Raw genomic sequence first — 18,451 nt, 5'->3', positions numbered from 1 at the left:
GCTGTTTTTCCTAAACAAACTCGACCTGACGGAATTTGAGACGCACCGGCGCAATGCAAAATCGCCGCGATGACACCAAATGGTGCGCGGGAAGGGGACGAAACGAGGGCATGCGGCCGGGGAGCCGCCACCGGCGAACGGAGCACCGCACCGGCGGGAATGCACGGCGCGACAGAAGGGGGGAATCAGGCCGGTTGAATCATGCCGCGCCCGGGCGGGCGCGGCGGGATGCCGGGGTTATTTTCCGGCGGTGGCGTGAGCAGCGGTGGATTCTTTCTTGATCAGGTAATCGACGATCTTGAGCATGTTCTCGTTGCCGCCGGCGAGCTCGCCGTTCAACAGGAACTTGCCGTCCACCATCACGCTCGGCACGCCGCGCACGTTGGCCTCTTTGCCCAGCGTACGGGCCTGGCGGATGCGGGTGTCGACCCACATGGAGGTGTAGGCCTCGCGGAATTTTTTCTCGCTCACGCCGAACTGGGTAAAGAAGCGCGCCAGTGCGGGCTCGCTGTTGAGGTTGCGCCCCTGCACGTGAATGGCGTTGAACAGCGCCTCGTGGCTCTGCTTTTCCACGCCCAGCAGCTTGGAGGCGTAATAGGCGCGCCCGAGGATCTCCCAGTTGGGGTTGAGCACCGCCGGCACGCGCACGAACTCGACGTTCTTGGGTTTGCTCTTGAGCCAGTTTTCAAGATACGGCTCGAAATGAAAGCAGTGCGGGCAGCCGTACCAGAAGAACTCCACCACCTGGACCTTGCCTTTGGACTGGAAGGTGGGAATGGGCGGCTCAATGCGCAGATAGTCGATGCCTTCGTCGTAACTGGGCGACGCGGCGGCGACGCCGGACAGGAGCATCAGGCCGATCAGGCACAGGCGGAGGAGTTGCTTGGTCATCTGATTATCGTCCTTTGACAAAATCCCCAACAAAAATCGCCGGGCGCTTTTACGCCCGGCGACGGTGGTTGCAGCTTGCCTGGCTTACAGGCCCCCGTAGGAGTGCAGACCGGACAGGAACATGTTCACGCCCAGGAAGGCGAAGGTGGTGACACCCAGGCCCACGATGGCCCACCAGGCCATCGGGCTGCCGTGCCAGCCCTTGCTGAAGCGCATGTGCAGCCAGGCCGCGTAGTTCAGCCACACGATCAGGGCCCAGGTCTCTTTCGGATCCCAGGACCAGTAGCCGCCCCAGGCCTCAGCCGCCCACATGGCGCCCAGGATGGTGGCGATGGTGAAGAAGGCGAAGCCCAGCGCGATGGACTTGTACATGACGTCGTCCAGGATCTCGAGCGTGGGCAGGCGCGTGGCCAGGATGCCGTTCGGCTTCACGCGTTCGGCGCGGGTGCGCAGCAGGTAGGCGATACCGACCATGGCGGACAGCGCGAAGGAACCGTAGCCGATGAAGTTGGCGGGCACGTGGATCTTCATCCAGTAGCTCTTCAGCGCAGGCACCAGCGGCTGGATCTGGTTGGCGCCGCGGTCGAAGCTGTACCAGAGCAGGAAGCCCACCGCCGCACTGATGATCAGCAGCACGAAACCGCCCAGCGAGCGGTTCTTGTAGCGACCCTCGTAGAACATGTACAGCAGGCCGGTGACGATGCAGAACAGGATGAACACCTCATAGAGGTTGCTCACCGGGATGTGCCCGAAGTCGGGCGAGATCAGGTAGGACTCGCGCCAGCGCACCATCATGCCGGTCATGCCCATGACCAGGGCGGACCAGGTCAGCGCACTGCCGGTCTTGGCGGCGAAGGACGAGTTGGCGAACAGGCCGATGAAGTAGCTGACCATGGCCATCACGAACAGCGCGCTCATCCAGGAGATGGCGGACTGGCTGGCCAGCATATACTTGAGGAAGAAGTTGTGCTCGGCGGCCTGCAGGCTGTCGCCGTACAACCACACGGCGAACACGCTGAGCGCGGCCACCACCAGGGTGTAGGGCTGCACCGCCTTCCAGTTCAGGCCGAGGCCAATCACGCCGACGGTGACGCCGATCAGGATGCCGGTCTGGATCTGGTTGAGGTCTTCCTGGTAATGGAAATAACCGAATACGGCGCCGGCCACGACGATGGCGGCCCAGATCCAGTCGAAAGGCTTCAGGGACTTGACCCAACTGGGCCGTTCCAGCCCCTCATGGAGCAGATCGTGAGGTACGGACATGAATCAAATCCTCCTGTGCGGCGTCTTTGCGCCTGCTATTACCGCCTGCGCAGCCCGGAAAACAGCTTCTCGGCCAGGGCGGCAAACTGGTTTTTGAATTCCAGCACATTCTTGTTGGATGTGCCAGCCAGAGTGGCCTCGCTGCCACCATCCTCCTCGGGACGCAGCCAGAGCCAGATACGACGGTGCGGCATGAAGAACAACAGGAACACGCCCATCACCAGCAGGACACTGCCGAAATAAACCACGTCCTTGCCCGGTGCCTTGGTGACCTGAAGCCCGGAGGCCTGCACTTGCTTGAAGTTAGTCAACTGAATGTAGACCGGGGTTCCATAGTACGGCAGTAGGTTTATCGCGGTGACGGCGTCGTTATAGAAGCGCCAGTCGTCCTGGGTGAGTTGCTTCACACCCTGGTCGTGCATCATCTGGGTGTACACCGCCTCCAGCGCCGCGCTCAGCACCTTGAGGAAGGCGTCCAGCGCCTCCTGCTTGCGCGCCTCGGGCACCTTGGCGTCCACCTCGTTGGCGACGGCCTCGTAGCCGCCGCTGGTGAACAGGGCGACCAGGTGCTCCATGGACTTGGCCACCTGTCCGGAAAGCTGCCGGTTGTTGATCTTGGCCCCCGTCATGGCCTCGGCGGTGGTCTTCTCGACGACCTTCTTCACCTCGGCGGGATTCTGCAAATAGGAGAGGAAGGTCATGAAGCGCTTGGGCGTGCCGTTCGGGTCGGCGGGGATGTGCAGGTAGCGGAACGGTTCGGCCGGCGTGGCGCGCATGCCGCTCAGGAAGTACGGATGACCGTTCTCGGTCACCGGCACCATGTAGTTCTTGTATTCACGGGCCTGACCGTCGGGACGGCGTAGCTTGAAGGTGAAGCTCGGCCCCAGATTGTGGAACTTGTGATGCTTGGGCGTACTGTCCGGGGCGGGCTCGATGTTGTAGAGCCGGAAGTTGGTCAGCTCCAGGTTCAGCGGGCCGGCGCTGGTCTTGAGCGGATACTTGCCGAACACGTTGCCTTTCAGGATTTCCGGCTTGGCGTCATGGGTATCCAGCGGCCACAGCTTCATGTCCAGGAAGGAACCGCCGTCGCCGAAGCTGGACTGGTAGATGGCGTAGCCGCGGTAGATCAGGGGGTGGTTGACCTTGATGGTGGTGGCCAGCGGCTCCTTCAGGTGCTTCGGATCGCGAATGATGATGTCGCTCTCGAAGGACTTGGGCTGACCGGTCATGTAATGCTCGATGCGGAACTTCTTCAGGTAGATGTCGAACGGCAGACGCTGCACCACGTAGCCGTCTTTGACGTTGAGGAAGATCACATTGGCATCCGAACCCTCCGGGACGTTCACCTCGCCGCGGAAGGAGAAGTTGCCGGTGCCGATGATGCTGCTCTTGGGAACCTTGGACACGGGCAGGTCCTGGGTCTCCACCTTGAGGCTGCCGTCCATGATGGCCATCTTGAGGAACATCTTGCTGTCCATCAGGCCGCCGATGCAGATCACCACGATGGCGAGATGCGCGAAGATGTAACCGAGGCGGTTGAAGCGCCCCTTCATGGCGGCCAGCACACGGTGGTCGCCGTGGTCCTTGGTGCGCACCGAGTAGCCGTAGTTCTGCAGCAGCTTGGCGGTGCGCTGCGCCACGTCGTCGGCGCTGTCCTGCAGTCGCTCCGTGCGCGTGTTGCCCATCGCACGCAGGGATTTCTCCTGTACGTTGAGCCGGTACTGGCGCATCTCGCGCAGCATGGTGGGGCCGTTGCGCAGTATGCAGACGCTGGTGGAGACCAGCAGGAAACCGAGAATGAACAGGAACCAGCCGGAGGAGTAGACGTCGTACAGGCCGAGGTTCTTGAACACCTCGTGCCAGAAGGGACCGAATTTCAGCAGGTAGTCGCTGTAGGGCTGGTCCTGCTTGAGCACGGTGCCGACGACCGATGCGATGCCCACCGCCCCCAGCAGGGTGATCGCCAGGTTCATGGAACCCAGGAATTCCAGCAGGATGGACAGCGTGGTGCGGGGTTTGCCGACTCGGCCTAAGGTTTCGCTACTCATCAGGATTTGGTCTGCTGACTCGATTCAACGACTTGCAATAAGAGCGGCTAATCATACTTGAGTTCCGTACTCGGATGACCCGTCCCGGAACGCGGAAATAAAAAAGGGTGGCCGAAGCCACCCTTTTTATGAGTCGCCGCGACTCGATCAGGGACGCAGACCCTGGATGTACTGGGCGACATCGTCCATCTGCTTGTCGGTCATCTTGACGGCAATATTGCGCATCATCTGACCGGCATCGTTGGCGCGGCTGCCGTCGTGGAAGGCCTTCAGCTGAGTCACGATGTACTCGGCATGCTGACCGGCCAGACGCGGGAAGTGCGCAGCCGGGTTGCCCATGCCGTCGGGACCGTGGCAGGCCATGCAGGCGGGCACGCCGCTGGCGGCATCGCCACCGCGGTAAATGGCTTCGCCGGCGGCGACCTTGGTCTTGTCGCCGGGCTTCAGGCCGTTGACCTTCTGGCTGGAGAAGTAGGCGGCGAGATCGTCGATGTCGGTGTTGGACAGCGGAGCGGCCATGGCGGACATGGTGGCGTTCTTGCGTTTGCCGGACTTGAAGTCATGCAGCTGCTTGACCAGGTAGTCGTAGTTCTGGCCGGCCAGACGCGGGAACTGGGCGCTCACGCTGTTTCCATCGGCGCCGTGACAGGCAGCACAGGTGGTGGACTTGGCCTTACCGGCCGCAGCGTCGCCCTTGATCACGGTACCCTGCGATGCGCTTTGCGCGAAGACCGGGGCCGCGAGACCGAGACTCAGGCTGGTCAAAGAAATCAGCAACAGCTTTTTCATTGTGTAGGTCGCTCCTCAGATATGTAAATCATGCGGCCAGGCGGCCTTTTTATACGTGCCCAGTAATGCGCGGGGCGGCAAAAAATGGCGGCATTGTATATCATATTTGGTTTAGGGCCGCAAAAATTAGGCTTTTTCCTTTAGCCCGCTCAGACCCCCGACCAGCCATGAATCCCGTCTACGCCAAGGCGCGCTTTATCACCAGCGTGCCCGATCCCGCTCTGCTGCCTACGGACACCGGCCGTGAGGTGGCCTTTGTCGGACGCTCCAACGCCGGCAAATCGAGCACCATCAACGCCTTGTGCAGCCAGAAGAACCTGGCGCGTACCAGCAAGACGCCGGGGCGCACCCAGCAGATCAACGTGTTCGAACTCGGCGAAGGGCGCCACCTGGTGGATCTGCCCGGCTACGGCTACGCCAAGGCCCCCGAAGCCGAACGCCGGCGCTGGGGACGCTTCATCGAGGCCTACCTCACCACCCGGCGGTCCCTGCAGGGCCTGGTGATCGTGATGGATATCCGCCATCCCCTGAGGGACCACGACTGCCAGATGCTCGACTGGTGCCAGGCGCGCGGCCTGGACGCGCACATCCTGCTCAACAAGGCGGACAAGCTCAAGCGCGGCGCGCAGAGCAATACCCTGCTCGCCGTGCGCAGGGCCATCAAGGAGGCCGGCTGGCCGGCCACCGCACAGACCTTTTCCGCTCACAAGCGCGAGGGCATCGATCAGGCGCATGCGCGCCTGGACGGCTGGCTGGGCTACGACGTGGAAGAGGCGGCCGCCTCGAACTGACACCCCGCTGGCGGGGCCACCGGCAGTCGCTGAAAATCATCTTCGTCCTCCCGGAACTTTCCCCAGGGGGGTCGGTCACACCCGACAAGTGCTGTAGCCCGGCACTGTCACGTTCCCCTCCCTGAGCGTGACGGGCTCGGATCCCTCCCTCCCCCTGAACCGAGCCTAACTTGTTGGCCCCGGCCTCCCCCAAGGCTGGGGCACTTTTTTATCTAATTCCCGAAGGCCGCAGGAACTTTCGTTGCACCCCCCGGTCTGATCGTTCAAGTGCTGTAGCCCGGCACTGTCACGTTTACCTCCCTGAACGTGACGGGCTCGAATCCCCCCCTGCTCGAGCCCAAAGCCCCGCCCCGGCCACCCCCCATGGCCGGGGCAATTTTTTTGTCCCATGGGTTACCCGGGAATCCAGCGGAACTTCGGCACCCCTCCCGTACACTAATTACGTGATTGCTCCGGCCGTATTACCGGCACGAGAACGGTGTGGGTTGGTCAGAGTTATCCCTGCGTTGTTGCCGGCCCCAGCGGGCCGGCTTCTTTTTAATGGGCCTCGTCCCAGTTGTCCCCCACCCCCACGTCCACCACCAGCTGAACGTCCAGATCGGCGGCGCCCGACATGAGGTCGCTGATGCGCCCGCGCGCCATGTCGATCGCGTCCTCGCGCACCTCGAACACCAGTTCGTCGTGTACCTGCATGGTCATCGCTACCGGAGGCTGCTCGCCCTGAATCCAACCGTCCACGCGCAGCATGGCCCGCTTGATGATGTCCGCCGCCGTCCCCTGCATGGGGGCATTGATGGCCACCCGCTCGGCCTGGGCCCGCACCTGCTGGTTGCGCGCGCGGATGTCGGGCAGGTAAAGGCGGCGACCGAACACCGTCTCGACGTAACCCTGCTCGCGCGCCCGTTCGCGGGTCTGGTCCATGTAGGCCTTCACCCCGGGATAGCGCGCGAAGTAGCGGTCCACGTATTCCTGCGCCTCGTTGCGCCCGATGCCGAGCTGGCGCGCCAGGCCGAAGGCGGACATGCCGTAGATCAGGCCGAAGTTGATGGCCTTGGCCGCCCGGCGCTGTTCGCCGCTGACCTCGTCCGGCGCCGCGCCGAACACCTCGGCCGCGGTGGCCCGGTGGATGTCCTGCCCTTCGGCGAAGGCGCGCAGCAGTCCCGGGTCGGCCGACAGGTGGGCCATGATGCGCAGCTCGATCTGGGAATAGTCCGCCGCCAGCACCTTGTGCCCCTTCGGCGCGACGAAGGCCTGGCGGATGCGCCGGCCCTCCTCGGTGCGCACGGGGATGTTCTGCAGGTTCGGGTCGGACGAGGACAGCCGGCCGGTGGAGGCTACCGCCTGATGATAGGAGGTGTGCACCCGCCCAGTACGCGGATTGACCTGTTCGGGCAGGCGGTCCGTGTAGGTGGACTTGAGCTTGGTCATGGCCCGGTAGTCCAGGATCAGGCGCGGCAGGTCGTGGGTGAGGGCGAGTTCCTGAAGTACGTCCTCGGCAGTGGAGGGCTGCCCCTTGGGGGTCTTGCGCAGCGGCGTGATGCCGAGCTTGTCGAACAGGATGGCCTGCAGCTGCTTGGGCGAACCCAGATTGAAGGCCTCGCCGGCGGCCTCGTGCGCCTGCTGTTCCAGCTCGGCCATACGCTCGGCGAGCTCGTGGCTCTGGCGGAACAGGCTGTCGGTGTCGACCAGCACCCCGCGGCATTCCATGCGCGACAGCACCTCGATGAGCGGAATCTCGATTTCCTCGTACACCCGGCGCTGCCCCGGTTCGGCCTCGAGCTGCGGCCAGAACAGGCGGTGCAGCTGCAGGGTCATGTCGGCGTCTTCCGCCGCGTAGGGGGTGGCATCGTCCACCGCGACCTGATTGAAGGTAATCTGCTTGGCGCCCTTGCCCGCCACGTCCTCGTAATGGATGTTCTGGTGCTGCAGGTACTTCTCGCACAGCGTGTCGAGGTCGTGCCGGTTGGCCGAGGCATTGAGCACGTAGGACTCGAGCATGCTGTCGTGGCGGATGCCGCGAAGCTCGATGCCGTGGTTGTTGAGTACGTTGCGGTCGTACTTGAGGTGATGGCCGAGCTTGGCCTTGCCGGGATCTTCCAGCAGCGGCTTGAGCTGGGCCAGGGTCGCATCCCGGTCGAGCTGGGCGGGCGCACCGGGGTAATCGTGGGCCAGCGGCACGTAGACGGCCTCGCCGGGATCGACGGCGAACGAGACGCCGACCACCTCGGCCTGCGAGTAGTCCAGGCTGGTGGTCTCGGTGTCGAAGGCGAACAGCCCGGCCTTTTCCAGGCGCTTCAGCCAGGCGTCGAAATCGGCCTGGGTCAGCACGGCGCGATAGTCCGCCGCCGGTTTTTCCGCAGCGTCGGGTCCCGCTTCCGTCGCATCCCCGCCTGCCTCCAGCTCCGCCAGCCAGGACTTGAACTCCAGGCGGGTAAACAGTTCATGCAGCCAGGCGCGGTCCGGTTCGCGCAGATGCAGGTCATCGATGCCGACGTCCAGGTCCACGTTGCAGTGGATGGTGGCCAGCTTGCGCGACAGCGCCAGCTGGTCGAGCGACTCGCGCAGATACTCGCCCACCTTGCCCTTGATCTCGTCGGCGTGGGCGACCACCTCGTCCAGCGACCCGTATTCCTGCAGCCACTTGGCGGCGGTCTTGGGGCCGACCTTGGGCACGCCGGGGATGTTGTCCGAGCTGTCGCCGACCAGGGCGAGGTAATCGATGATGCGCTCGGGCGGCACCTTGAACTTGTCCAGCACCCCGTCGGCGTCCATGGTGGTGTCGTTCATGGTATTGACCAGGGTGACGTGCTCGGTGACCAGCTGGGCCAGGTCCTTGTCGCCCGAGGAGATCACCACCTCGCGCCCGGCCTGCGCCGCCGCCGTGGCCAGGGTGCCGATCACGTCGTCCGCCTCCACGCCCTCGACGATGAGCATGGGCAGGCCCAGGGCCTCGACCACCTCGTGCAGGGGCTCGATCTGCTGCTTGAGCTCGTCGGGCATGGGCGGCCGGTTGGCCTTGTACTCGCTGTAGAGCTCGTCGCGGAAGGTCTTGCCCTTGGCGTCGAACACCACCGCCATCTGCTCGGGATCGTAGTCCTTGAGCAGCCGGCGCAGCATGTTGGCCACCCCGAGCACGGCGTTGGTGGGCTGGCCTTCGCGGGTGGTCAGCGGGGGCAGGGCGTGGAAGGCGCGGTAGAGATAGGAGGAACCGTCGACCAGGACGAGCGGCTTGGCGGGTTTGTCGGGCATTGTGGCGTGGGACCTTGGATGAATGGCGGTCTGAGGGACCCGATTAAAACAGAGATTGCCCGGCACCGGAATGGAGCTGATCCCGATCAAACACTTACGCGCCCGGTTGCCGGATAATGGCCGATAAAAAGGCGCATAAGGCGGTTTTGCTTAATATTCTGACCATGGGTGTGGTAAAACACGCACCCGCCGCGATCCTGGCCCCTGTTCTATATTTTTATAAATGAACCAGAAACTCCGCAGCCACCATCCCGTGATGCTCCCCACGGACGATTCGTTGCTCACCCGGGAGAGCTGGAAGATCTTTCAGATCATGGGCGAGTTCGTGGACGGTTTCGAGCGGCTGGCGCGCATCAAGCCTTCGGTCAGCATCTTCGGTTCGGCGCGCATCGGCCCCGACCAGCCCATGTACCAGCTCGCGGAGGAGATCTCGCGCGAGTTGTCCGACTCCGGCTTCGCCGTGGTCAGCGGCGGCGGCCCGGGCATCATGGAGGCGGCCAACAAGGGGGCGTTCGCCGGCAAGTCGCCCAGCATCGGCCTGAACATCCAGCTGCCGCACGAACAGGAGGCCAACGACTTTCAGGATATGTCGCTGGGTTTCCGGCACTTCTTCTCGCGCAAGGTGATGTTCGTGAAGTACGCCTCGGCGTACGTGGTCCTGCCCGGCGGCTTCGGCACCCTGGACGAGCTGGCCGAGATCCTCACCCTGGTCCAGACCCGCAAGACCCGGCGCATTCCCATCATCCTGGTCCACAGCCCTTTCTGGCAGGGACTGCTCGAATGGTTCCGCAAGGACCTGGTGGACTGGGGTACGATCAGCGAATCCGATCTTGACCTCATCACCCTCGCCGACGACTGCCAGACCGTGGTCGACGCGATCTTCCACCATTACGAAGGCATCGGTTTCGAGCCTTCGGCGGAAGAGCAGGAAAAACTCATGGAGCTCTGACCATGCGCCGCATACTTTCCGTCCTGCTGTTGCTGCTGCCGCTTGCGGCCTTCGCCGAAACCGAGGCCCAGAAGGCCCTGCCGCCCCCGCCCACGCTGGAACCTTCCAGCCCGGAGGAGCGCGAGCTGTACGAACCCAAGGTCAAGATCATTCATGACAAGGATCAGACCATCGAGCAATACAGCCTGCACGGACAGGTCTACATGGTGCGCGTGATTCCCAAACACGGTAAGCCGTATTATCTGGTCGACAGCGACGGCAACGGCTCACTCGACCAACGCTCCACCGAGCTCAGTCCCCGCCTCATGATTCCTTCGTGGGTCCTGTTTCGCTGGTAGCCAACCTCCTTCAAGATAGCGCCACCATGTCCGTATTCACGCCCGTCAGCCAGTCCGAACTGGAAACCTTTCTCTCGGCCTACAATCTCGGCCGCCTCGTGTCCTACGAGGGCATCAGCGCCGGCATCGAGAACACGAACTTTTTCGTGACCACCGAACACGGCCGTTATGTGCTGACTCTGTTCGAAAAGCACACCGCCGACGAGATGGATTTCTTCCTCAATCTCATGGCGCATCTGGCCGAACGCGGCATTCCTTCGCCGCATCCGCTCGCGGATCTGGAGGGGCATTACCTCAAGACCCTGAACGGCAAGCCCGCGGCGCTGGTGCAGCGTCTGGAGGGCGCCAGCGAGCTGGCGCCCGCGCCGGTGCATTGCGCCGCCGTGGGCTCGGTCCTGGCGCGCATGCACCTGGCGGCAGGCGACTACCCGTATCAACGCGAAAACGATCGCGGCCCGCGCTGGTGGCGCACGGCCAGCGAGCAGGTACTGCCCCGGCTGTCGCCCGAGGATGCCCGCATCCTCGACGACGAACTGCGCTTCCAGGGCCTGTACCGCTTCACCGATCTGCCGCGCGGCGTCATCCACGCCGACCTGTTCCGCGACAACGTGATGTTCCTGGACGGGGAGCTGAGCGGGGTGATCGATTTCTATTACGCCTGCAACGACGCGCTGCTCTACGACCTGGCCGTGACCGCCAACGACTGGTGCTCCAACGCGGACGGCTCGCTCGACCCGGAGCGTCTGCAGGCCCTGATGAACGCCTATCACGCCGAACGCCGGCTGTCCCCCATCGAGCGCGGGGCGTGGCCGGTGATGCTGCGCGCCGCCGCGCTGCGCTTCTGGCTGTCGCGGCTGATGGACCTGCATTTTCCGCGCCCCGGCGAGATCACCCATACCAAGGACCCGGAGGTGTTCAAGCAGATCCTGCTTGACCGCATCCGCAATGAGGCCTGGCTGCAACGCGCCTGGGTGGCCTGACAACAGTGAGGAGTGGAGGGGTGAGGCGAGAGAGCGGCCTGCCGGGGCCCCGCGACTGAAGTACACTACCCCTGACACCTCTCGCCTCACCCCTCACCACACCATGCGCCATCAGCTCGACGCACGCCGCCTGCTCTGCCCTTTGCCCGTGATCCGCACCCAGGATGCGATCGCCGGACTGGAACCGGGCGAGGTGCTGGAGGTGGCCTGCACCGATCCCGGGGCGCTGAACGACATTCCGGCCTGGTGCCGCATCAACGGCCACCGGGTGGTCGAGACACGCGAGCAGGATGGGGATATCCTGCTGGTTATCGAAGTGGGTGGCTGAGCACGCGATCTTTTTCCCATGTCCGTCGACGTTTCACATCTGGATTTTCGCCACGCAGCGACCCGCAAGGTCACACTGGTCGGTGCGGCGACCAATTTCGGCCTGTCGCTGGCGCAGATCGCCGGCGGCCTGTTCACCCATTCCCAGGGCCTGATCGCCGACGGCCTGCACACCCTGTCGGATCTCGTTTCCGACGCCGTGGTGCTGTATGCCTCGCGCCAGGCCAGCGTCGCCGCCGACGAACAGCACCCCTACGGCCACGGACGCATCGAGACCCTGGGCACGGTGGTTCTGGGCAGCATTCTGGTGCTGGTTGCCATCGGCATCGGCTACAGTGCCGGCGAGCGCCTGCTCCAGCCCCACCGCCTGCTCAGCCCGACCCCGCTGGCCCTGTTCTTCGCCGCCCTGGCCATCGTGTCCAAGGAAGGGCTGTACCGCTACACGATTCACGTCGCCCGGCGGGTGAACTCGCGCATGCTGCGCGCCAACGCCTGGCACCACCGCTCGGACGCCATCTCGTCCCTGATCGTCATCCTCGGCATCGGCGGCACCCTGCTCGGCATTCAGTCGCTGGACGCCGTGGCCGCCCTGGTCGTGGCCCTGTTCATCGCACGCATGGGCGGGCAGCTGATCTGGCAAAGCGTGGAGGAACTGATCGACACCGCCCTGGACGACGAGATGGTGGCCTCGATCCGCGAGGAGATCATGGCCATCGAGGGTGTGGCCGGCCTGCACCTGCTGCGCACCCGCCGCAGCGGCGGGCAGGCGCTGGTGGACGTGCACGTGCTGGTCAATCCGCGCATCAGCGTGTCGGAAGGGCATCACATCGGCGAGCAGGTGGAGAAGGCGCTGGTCACCCGTTTCGACGAGGTGACCGACGTGACGGTGCACGTCGATCCGGAGGACGACGAAACCGCCAAGCCGAGCCGCGACCTGCCGACCCGCGCCGCCTTCGTGAAGCATCTGCGCGAGCAGTGGGCCTCGATCGAGGCGGCGAAATATATCGAAGACCTCACCCTGCATTACCATGACGGGCGCATCCACCTGGATATCTGCCTGCCGCTGACGAGCCAAACGGGCATCGATGAGGCCGAACAAACCGGCGAGACATTGCGGGCGGCCGCCAAACAACTGCCCGAAGTGGGCTCGGTAAAGATTCTGTATCGTTAATGCACTAGACTGGTGCGCATGATTTTCGGGCGCGCCAGATCAGGGCATGCGCTGAAACGCCCTGATTCATTACACCTTGCCGAACGGGCACTTAGCAGCTGACGGCGTGTGGCATGTTTCGTGCTTCTTTGGAGGGCACGACGTTTTACCCCGGCCCCGCGGGCCAAAACACAATTGATTCACCTGGCATAACCGGAGGAGATCTCAAATGTCAGCCAATGATGTCATGAACATGATGAAGGACAACGACGTCCAGTACGTCGACCTGCGTTTTACCGACACCAAGGGCAAAGAACAGCACGTAACGGTGCCCGCCCACACCATCGACGACGGTTTCTTCGAAGACGGCAAGATGTTCGATGGCTCCTCCATCGAAGGCTGGAAGGGCATCAACGAGTCCGACATGATCCTGATGCCCGACACCGGCACCGCGGTCATGGATCCCTTCTTCAGCGATCCGACCCTGATCGTCCGTTGCGACATCATTGAGCCGGCCACCATGCAGGGCTACGAGCGCGATCCCCGCTCCATCGCCAAGCGCGCCGAGGAATACATGAAGTCCACCGGTATCGCCGACACCGCCTTCTTCGGTCCCGAGCCCGAATTCTTCGTCTTCGACGATGTACGCTGGGCCGCCGACATGCAGGGCACCTTCTACGAAATCGATTCCGACGAGGCCGGCTGGAACTCCGAGAAGGTCTTCGAGGGCGGCAACGTCGGTCACCGTCCGGGCGTGAAGGGCGGCTACTTCCCCGTCCCGCCGGTCGACTCCCTGCAGGACCTGCGCTCGGCCATGTGCCAGGTGCTGGAGCAGATGGGCGTCGAAACCGAGGTGCACCACCACGAGGTGGCCACCGCCGGCCAGTGCGAGATCGGCACCATGTTCTCCACCCTGGTGGAGCGCGCCGACTGGAACCAGATCCTGAAGTACGTGGTGCAGAACGTGGCCCACAACTACGGCAAGACCGCGACCTTCATGCCCAAGCCTCTGGTCGGTGACAACGGCAACGGCATGCACGTCCACCAGTCGCTGGCCAAGGGCGGCGAAAACCTGTTCGCCGGCGACCTGTATGGCGGCCTGTCCGAGACCGCGCTGTTCTACATCGGCGGCATCATCAAGCACGCCCGTGCCCTGAACGCCTTCACGAACGCGTCCACCAACAGCTACAAGCGTCTGGTGCCCGGCTTCGAAGCCCCGGTCATGCTGGCCTACTCGGCCCGCAACCGCTCCGCCTCGATCCGTATCCCGTACGTTTCCAGCCCCAAGGCCCGTCGTATCGAGGTCCGCTTCCCGGATTCCTCCGGCAACCCGTACTTCGCCTTCACGGCCATGCTGATGGCCGGCCTGGACGGTATCCAGAACAAGATCCACCCCGGCGACGCCATGGACAAGAACCTGTACGACCTGCCGCCCGAAGAGGAAAAGCAGATCCCGCAGGTCTGCCACGCGCTGGATCAGGCCCTGGCCGCGCTGGACGCCGACCGCGGCTTCCTGACGGCCGGCGGGGTGTTCACGGACGATGCCATCGATGGCTACATCGACCTCAAGATGGAAGAAGTCACGCGCCTGCGCATGACCACGCATCCCATCGAGTTCGACATGTACTACAGCCTCTGATCGCAATCAGGCACAGTAGTCCATATAACGCCCCCGCTTGCCGGGGGCGTTTTTTTGCCCGGCATTCTTGTCTGGATTTCGGGGCAAGAGTATCTTGCATCCCATGCGTTACCTGCTGATCGCCCTGCTGCTCGTCGCCCAGCCCGCACTGGCCACCATCTACAAGTGGACCGACCAGTACGGCAATACCGTGTTCGGCGACAATCCGCCCGACAAATCCAAGGCCACACCGGTGGACCTGCCGCCCATCACCACGGTGCCGGCACTCCCCGCCTCGGAGCAGGGATCGCAGGGTTCGGCGCCGCCGGCCTCGCCCACCTCCAAGACGGAGGCGACCACCTACAAGTCTCTCGAGGTGACCCACCCCAAGAACGACTCCGCCTTCTGGGACGGCGCCGGCAACGTCGAGATCAACGTGACGCTCGAACCCGCCCTGAACATTCGCGTTGGCGACCAGATCGAGCTTTATCTGGACGGCAAACTGGTTAACAAGGGCTCCAATACCACCTACACCGTCACCAACGTCGACCGCGGCACCCATACGGTGCACGCCGAGGTGGTCGACGCCAAGGGCGATTCGCTACTCAAATCCTCTACCGTCACCTTCACCCTGCACCGCCACTCCATCCTGCATCCCAAGCCCAAAACCGGACCGATGTAATTTTTGCACTATAATGGTGCGCCGACAGGGGCCGCTTGCCCCAGATTAATCTTCGCAGCTTAATCCGTCATCGATAGAGATGTCCTCTATCGGTGCAATCTGCACGGATATCCGCCCCACCGTTCTTCCGCTTGCGAACCTCGCACCAGGTTGGACCACATCTTGCATAAAAGTTTGCCATGACGCCCCAGACCGCGATGACGCTACTCGAAAATCTGTCTACGGCCGTCGTTGTTCTGGATACCGAAATCAACGTGCGCTACCTCAATCCTGCCGCGGAGATGCTGCTGCAGTGCAGCAATCAGCGTATGCAGGGCATGCCCTTCGACGCGGTGTTCAGCACCCGTCCGGAGTGGTTTGACGAGCTGGAAGCCGCGCGGCAGGAGCTGAATCCGCGCACGGTGAAGGAAAAACTGATGGTGTTGGCCAACCTGCAGGAACATATCGTGGATTTTTCAGTGGCGCCGGTGACCCCGCCCGAAGGCGAGGCCTGCCTGTTGCTGGAATTCATTCAGCAGGACCGGCATCTGCGCATTTCCCGCGAGGAGCAGATCATCGCCCAGCAGGCGGCGACCCGTGCCCTGGTGCGCGGCATGGCGCATGAAATCAAGAACCCGCTCGGCGGTCTGCGCGGCGCCGCGCAGCTGCTGGATGCGGAACTCGACAATCCTTATCTCAAGGAATACACCCACATCATCATCGGCGAGGCCGACCGGCTTCAGAAGCTGGTGGACCGCCTGCTCGGGCCCAATACCCTGCCCCAGAAGCGGCACCTCAACATCCACGAGGTCCTCGAGCATGTCCGCGCCCTGGTAAGCACGGACCTGCCGCCGGCGATCGACCTGCGCGACGACTACGACCCCAGCATCCCGGACCTGTTTGCCGACCGCGACCAGCTGGTGCAGGTGATCCTCAACATCGTACGCAACGCCCAGCACGCGCTGGTCGACCACGGCGAGATCATCCTGCGCACCCGCGTGCTGCGCCAGTACACCATCGGCACCACCCGGCACCGGCTGGTGGCGAGCATCGAAATCATCGACAACGGCCCGGGTATTCCCGAAGAAATCCAGGACCGCCTGTTCGTGCCCATGGTCTTCGGGCGCCACGGCGGCACCGGCCTCGGCCTGTCGATCGCCCAATCCCTCGTCAACCAGCACAGCGGCCTGATCGAATGCCGCTCGCGCCCCGGCGAGACCGTTTTCACGATATTGCTTCCCCTGGAGGACCACTCGGATGGCTAATCCGTACCGCGTCTGGATCATCGACGACGACCGCTCCATCCGCTGGGTGCTGGAACGCGCCTTACAGAAAGCCGACCTCGATGTCACCGCCTTCCCCGATGGCCAGGGGGCGTTGCGCGCGCTCGAGCGTGGTGAACCCGACGTCATCATGACCGACATCCGCATGCCGGGGATCGACGGTCTGGAACTGCTGGACCGTATCCACAGCAACCATCCGGAATTGCCTGTCATCATCATGACCGCCCACTCCGACCTGGACAGCGCGGTTTCCGCCTACCAGGGCGGCGCCTTCGAATACCTGCCCAAGCCCTTCGACGTGGACGAGGCGGTGGAGCTCGCGCGGCGCGCCTGCGCCCTGCGCGAAGAAGGCAAGCCGGGCGCAGCAGCACCCGCCATCGAAGAAGAGGAAGATACCGAAATCATCGGCGAGGCACCTGCCATGCAGGAGGTGTTTCGCGCCATTGGCCGCCTCACGCGGTCGAGCATCACCGTGCTGATCAACGGCGAGTCGGGAACCGGCAAGGAACTGGTGGCCCGCGCCCTGCATCGGCACAGCCCGCGCGCCGAACAACCCTTCATCGCCCTGAACACGGCCGCCATCCCCAAGGATCTGCTGGAAAGCGAGCTGTTCGGCCATGAAAAAGGCGCCTTTACCGGCGCCCAATCCCAGCGCCGGGGCCGCTTCGAGCAGGCCGACAGCGGGACGCTGTTCCTGGACGAAATCGGCGACATGCCGGCCGAGCTGCAGACCCGCCTGCTGCGCGTGCTGGCGGACGGAGAGTTTTATCGCGTGGGCGGACATACCCCGATCAAGGTCGACGTACGCATTATCGCCGCGACCCATCAGGACCTGGAGACGCGGGTACGCGAAGGGCAGTTTCGCGAGGATTTGTTCCATCGCCTGAACGTCATCCGCATTCACCTGCCCTCGCTGCGCGACCGCCGCGAGGACATCCCGCTGCTGCTGCGCCACTTCATGACCCACGCCGCGCAGGAGCTGAACATGGAGGTCAAGCAGCTGCGTCCCGACGTGCTCAAATACCTGACCTCCCTGGACTGGCCCGGCAACGTGCGCCAGCTGGAAAATACCTGCCGCTGGCTGACGGTGATGGGCTCGGGCCGGGAGATCCACATGGAGGACCTGCCGCCCGAGCTGCGCGAGTCGCGGCCGGTCGACACCCCGCAGACCGACTGGCAATCCACCCTGGCGGTCTGGGCCGACCAGCAGTTCGCGGCCGGGGCGAGCCAGCTGCTGGACACGGCCCAGCCGGCGTTCGAGACGATCCTGATTCAGGCCGCGCTGCGCAAAACGGGGGGACGCCGCCAGGAGGCGGCACGCCTGCTCGGATGGGGGCGCAACACGCTGACCCGGCGCATCAAGGAGCTGGATCTGAAACTCGAGGGTGGAGAGGACGAGGACTAGTAGGACGGAGACGGACCGATCAGGCCGCCTGGCCGTCAGGTTCTATGGCCCGCAGGTAGGCCGTCTCCAACGTCTCGGCCTCGAATCGTTCCCGGCATCCCTGCGGCGTGCCGTCGAAAACCAGCCGGCCCTCGTGAAGAATCGCCAGCTGCTCGCAAAGCTGCTCCACGTCCTCGAGCTGATGGGTGCTCATCAGCAGCATCCCGCCCTGTGCCCGGTGGGCCTGCAGTAATTCCAGCACCCGGACGCGCGCATGGGGGTCGAGGCCGCTCATGGGTTCGTCCAGGACCAGCAGCTGCTTGCCGCTCAGAAAGCACCCCAATAACCCGAGCTTCTGGGCCATACCCTTGGAATATTTCCTCACCGGCCGCCCCAGCACCTCGGGGTCCAGGTCCAGCCGCCCGCACAGATCGAGCACCTCCTGCTCGGACGCGGGGCGGGTATACATCGCCGCCAGCGTATTCAGGTATTCCCAGCCCAGCAGATAGCTCGGCGGCAGGAAGCGTTCGGGCAGGTAGGCGATTTGCTGACGGGCCGAAGGCCGTTCGGAGGACTGCCCGAACAGGGTGATGCTGCCCGCATCCAGGCGGGTCAGATCGAGGAGACTGCGGATCAGGGTACTCTTGCCGGCCCCGTTGGCGCCCACCAGCGCCAGACTCTGGCCCATGGGCAGTTCGAGATCGACGCCGCGCAATGCGGTTTGTTCGCC

General features: G+C 63.8%; 16 protein-coding genes. 10 read left to right on the top strand and 6 right to left on the bottom strand.

The window, feature by feature from the left end; all coding sequences use genetic code 11:
• Positions 1 to 237: 237 nt before the first annotated feature.
• The 4 genes from P8Y64_05060 to P8Y64_05045 all read right to left on the bottom strand — a co-directional run bounded on the left by P8Y64_05060 (position 238) and on the right by P8Y64_05045 (position 4,991).
• Positions 238 to 891 carry a thiol:disulfide interchange protein DsbA/DsbL gene (locus tag P8Y64_05060; protein ID MEJ2059839.1) on the bottom strand — a complete coding sequence of 218 codons (654 nt, stop codon included), beginning with the start codon at positions 889 to 891 and terminating at the stop codon, positions 238 to 240.
• A gap of 84 nt (positions 892 to 975) precedes the next feature.
• The gene (ccsB, locus tag P8Y64_05055) at positions 976 to 2,154 is read right to left on the bottom strand and encodes a c-type cytochrome biogenesis protein CcsB (protein MEJ2059838.1); all 1,179 of its coding nucleotides are present in this window, start codon (positions 2,152 to 2,154) and stop codon (positions 976 to 978) included.
• A 38-nt stretch (positions 2,155 to 2,192) separates the two neighbouring features.
• A complete protein-coding gene (locus P8Y64_05050; GenBank protein MEJ2059837.1) occupies positions 2,193 to 4,202 on the bottom strand; it encodes a cytochrome c biogenesis protein ResB in 2,010 nt (669 codons plus the stop codon).
• 147 nt (positions 4,203 to 4,349) lie between these two features.
• On the bottom strand, positions 4,350 to 4,991 hold the full coding sequence (locus tag P8Y64_05045) for a c-type cytochrome (protein ID MEJ2059836.1): 642 nt from the start codon (positions 4,989 to 4,991) through the stop codon (positions 4,350 to 4,352).
• 167 nt (positions 4,992 to 5,158) lie between these two features.
• Between P8Y64_05045 and yihA the strand changes: the two genes are divergently transcribed.
• Positions 5,159 to 5,782 (top strand): ribosome biogenesis GTP-binding protein YihA/YsxC, encoded by a 624-nt coding sequence (gene yihA / locus P8Y64_05040; GenBank protein MEJ2059835.1) that lies wholly within the window; start codon positions 5,159 to 5,161, stop codon positions 5,780 to 5,782.
• Positions 5,783 to 6,319: 537 nt separating this feature from the next.
• Here yihA and polA read toward each other — a convergent pair.
• Positions 6,320 to 9,031, bottom strand: a complete 2,712-nt coding sequence (polA, locus tag P8Y64_05035) for a DNA polymerase I (GenBank protein ID MEJ2059834.1) — start codon at positions 9,029 to 9,031, stop codon at positions 6,320 to 6,322.
• A 223-nt stretch (positions 9,032 to 9,254) separates the two neighbouring features.
• Here polA and P8Y64_05030 point away from each other — a divergent pair, with 223 nt between their 5' ends.
• The 9 genes from P8Y64_05030 (at position 9,255) to ntrC (ending at position 17,742) form a co-directional block, all read left to right on the top strand.
• Positions 9,255 to 9,980 carry a TIGR00730 family Rossman fold protein gene (locus P8Y64_05030; protein ID MEJ2059833.1) on the top strand — a complete coding sequence of 242 codons (726 nt, stop codon included), beginning with the start codon at positions 9,255 to 9,257 and terminating at the stop codon, positions 9,978 to 9,980.
• Between the two features lie 2 nt (positions 9,981 to 9,982).
• Entirely contained in the window at positions 9,983 to 10,318 is a 336-nt protein-coding gene (locus P8Y64_05025; GenBank protein MEJ2059832.1) for a DUF2782 domain-containing protein, read from the top strand.
• A 26-nt stretch (positions 10,319 to 10,344) separates the two neighbouring features.
• Positions 10,345 to 11,298 carry a homoserine kinase gene (locus P8Y64_05020; GenBank protein MEJ2059831.1) on the top strand — a complete coding sequence of 318 codons (954 nt, stop codon included), beginning with the start codon at positions 10,345 to 10,347 and terminating at the stop codon, positions 11,296 to 11,298.
• A gap of 103 nt (positions 11,299 to 11,401) precedes the next feature.
• Complete coding sequence (locus tag P8Y64_05015) at positions 11,402 to 11,626, top strand: sulfurtransferase TusA family protein (protein ID MEJ2059830.1); 225 nt, start codon at positions 11,402 to 11,404, stop codon at positions 11,624 to 11,626.
• A gap of 18 nt (positions 11,627 to 11,644) precedes the next feature.
• Entirely contained in the window at positions 11,645 to 12,796 is a 1,152-nt protein-coding gene (locus P8Y64_05010) for a cation diffusion facilitator family transporter (GenBank protein MEJ2059829.1), read from the top strand.
• 208 nt (positions 12,797 to 13,004) lie between these two features.
• Positions 13,005 to 14,414 (top strand): glutamate--ammonia ligase, encoded by a 1,410-nt coding sequence (gene glnA, locus P8Y64_05005; GenBank protein MEJ2059828.1) that lies wholly within the window; start codon positions 13,005 to 13,007, stop codon positions 14,412 to 14,414.
• Between the two features lie 103 nt (positions 14,415 to 14,517).
• Positions 14,518 to 15,075 carry a DUF4124 domain-containing protein gene (locus P8Y64_05000; GenBank protein MEJ2059827.1) on the top strand — a complete coding sequence of 186 codons (558 nt, stop codon included), beginning with the start codon at positions 14,518 to 14,520 and terminating at the stop codon, positions 15,073 to 15,075.
• A gap of 179 nt (positions 15,076 to 15,254) precedes the next feature.
• Positions 15,255 to 16,319 (top strand): nitrogen regulation protein NR(II), encoded by a 1,065-nt coding sequence (gene glnL, locus P8Y64_04995; protein ID MEJ2059826.1) that lies wholly within the window; start codon positions 15,255 to 15,257, stop codon positions 16,317 to 16,319.
• A complete protein-coding gene (gene ntrC / locus P8Y64_04990; protein ID MEJ2059825.1) occupies positions 16,312 to 17,742 on the top strand; it encodes a nitrogen regulation protein NR(I) in 1,431 nt (476 codons plus the stop codon). Before glnL ends, ntrC begins: the two co-directional genes overlap by 8 nt.
• Positions 17,743 to 17,761: 19 nt before the next feature.
• On the opposite strand, the gene P8Y64_04985 is transcribed toward ntrC, so the two are convergent.
• Entirely contained in the window at positions 17,762 to 18,436 is a 675-nt protein-coding gene (locus tag P8Y64_04985) for an ABC transporter ATP-binding protein (GenBank protein MEJ2059824.1), read from the bottom strand.
• Positions 18,437 to 18,451: the final 15 nt, after the last annotated feature.

Source organism: Gammaproteobacteria bacterium (assembly GCA_037388465.1).
Taxonomy (GTDB): domain Bacteria; phylum Pseudomonadota; class Gammaproteobacteria; order SpSt-1174; family SpSt-1174; genus JARRKE01.
Note: the sequence above shows the minus strand (reverse complement) of the source record. Positions and strands in the feature narration are given on the sequence as shown.

What these genes read in the sequence shown, in the direction of transcription:
- P8Y64_05060 (MEJ2059839.1), bottom strand. Translation starts at nt 891, where the DNA reads ATGACCAAGCAACTCCTCCGCCTGTGCCTGATCGGCCTGATGCTCCTG.
- ccsB (MEJ2059838.1), bottom strand. Translation starts at nt 2,154, where the DNA reads ATGTCCGTACCTCACGATCTGCTCCATGAGGGGCTGGAACGGCCCAGT.
- P8Y64_05050 (MEJ2059837.1), bottom strand. Translation starts at nt 4,202, where the DNA reads ATGAGTAGCGAAACCTTAGGCCGAGTCGGCAAACCCCGCACCACGCTG.
- P8Y64_05045 (MEJ2059836.1), bottom strand. Translation starts at nt 4,991, where the DNA reads ATGAAAAAGCTGTTGCTGATTTCTTTGACCAGCCTGAGTCTCGGTCTC.
- yihA (MEJ2059835.1), top strand. Translation starts at nt 5,159, where the DNA reads ATGAATCCCGTCTACGCCAAGGCGCGCTTTATCACCAGCGTGCCCGAT.
- polA (MEJ2059834.1), bottom strand. Translation starts at nt 9,031, where the DNA reads ATGCCCGACAAACCCGCCAAGCCGCTCGTCCTGGTCGACGGTTCCTCC.
- P8Y64_05030 (MEJ2059833.1), top strand. Translation starts at nt 9,255, where the DNA reads ATGAACCAGAAACTCCGCAGCCACCATCCCGTGATGCTCCCCACGGAC.
- P8Y64_05025 (MEJ2059832.1), top strand. Translation starts at nt 9,983, where the DNA reads ATGCGCCGCATACTTTCCGTCCTGCTGTTGCTGCTGCCGCTTGCGGCC.
- P8Y64_05020 (MEJ2059831.1), top strand. Translation starts at nt 10,345, where the DNA reads ATGTCCGTATTCACGCCCGTCAGCCAGTCCGAACTGGAAACCTTTCTC.
- P8Y64_05015 (MEJ2059830.1), top strand. Translation starts at nt 11,402, where the DNA reads ATGCGCCATCAGCTCGACGCACGCCGCCTGCTCTGCCCTTTGCCCGTG.
- P8Y64_05010 (MEJ2059829.1), top strand. Translation starts at nt 11,645, where the DNA reads ATGTCCGTCGACGTTTCACATCTGGATTTTCGCCACGCAGCGACCCGC.
- glnA (MEJ2059828.1), top strand. Translation starts at nt 13,005, where the DNA reads ATGTCAGCCAATGATGTCATGAACATGATGAAGGACAACGACGTCCAG.
- P8Y64_05000 (MEJ2059827.1), top strand. Translation starts at nt 14,518, where the DNA reads ATGCGTTACCTGCTGATCGCCCTGCTGCTCGTCGCCCAGCCCGCACTG.
- glnL (MEJ2059826.1), top strand. Translation starts at nt 15,255, where the DNA reads ATGACGCCCCAGACCGCGATGACGCTACTCGAAAATCTGTCTACGGCC.
- ntrC (MEJ2059825.1), top strand. Translation starts at nt 16,312, where the DNA reads ATGGCTAATCCGTACCGCGTCTGGATCATCGACGACGACCGCTCCATC.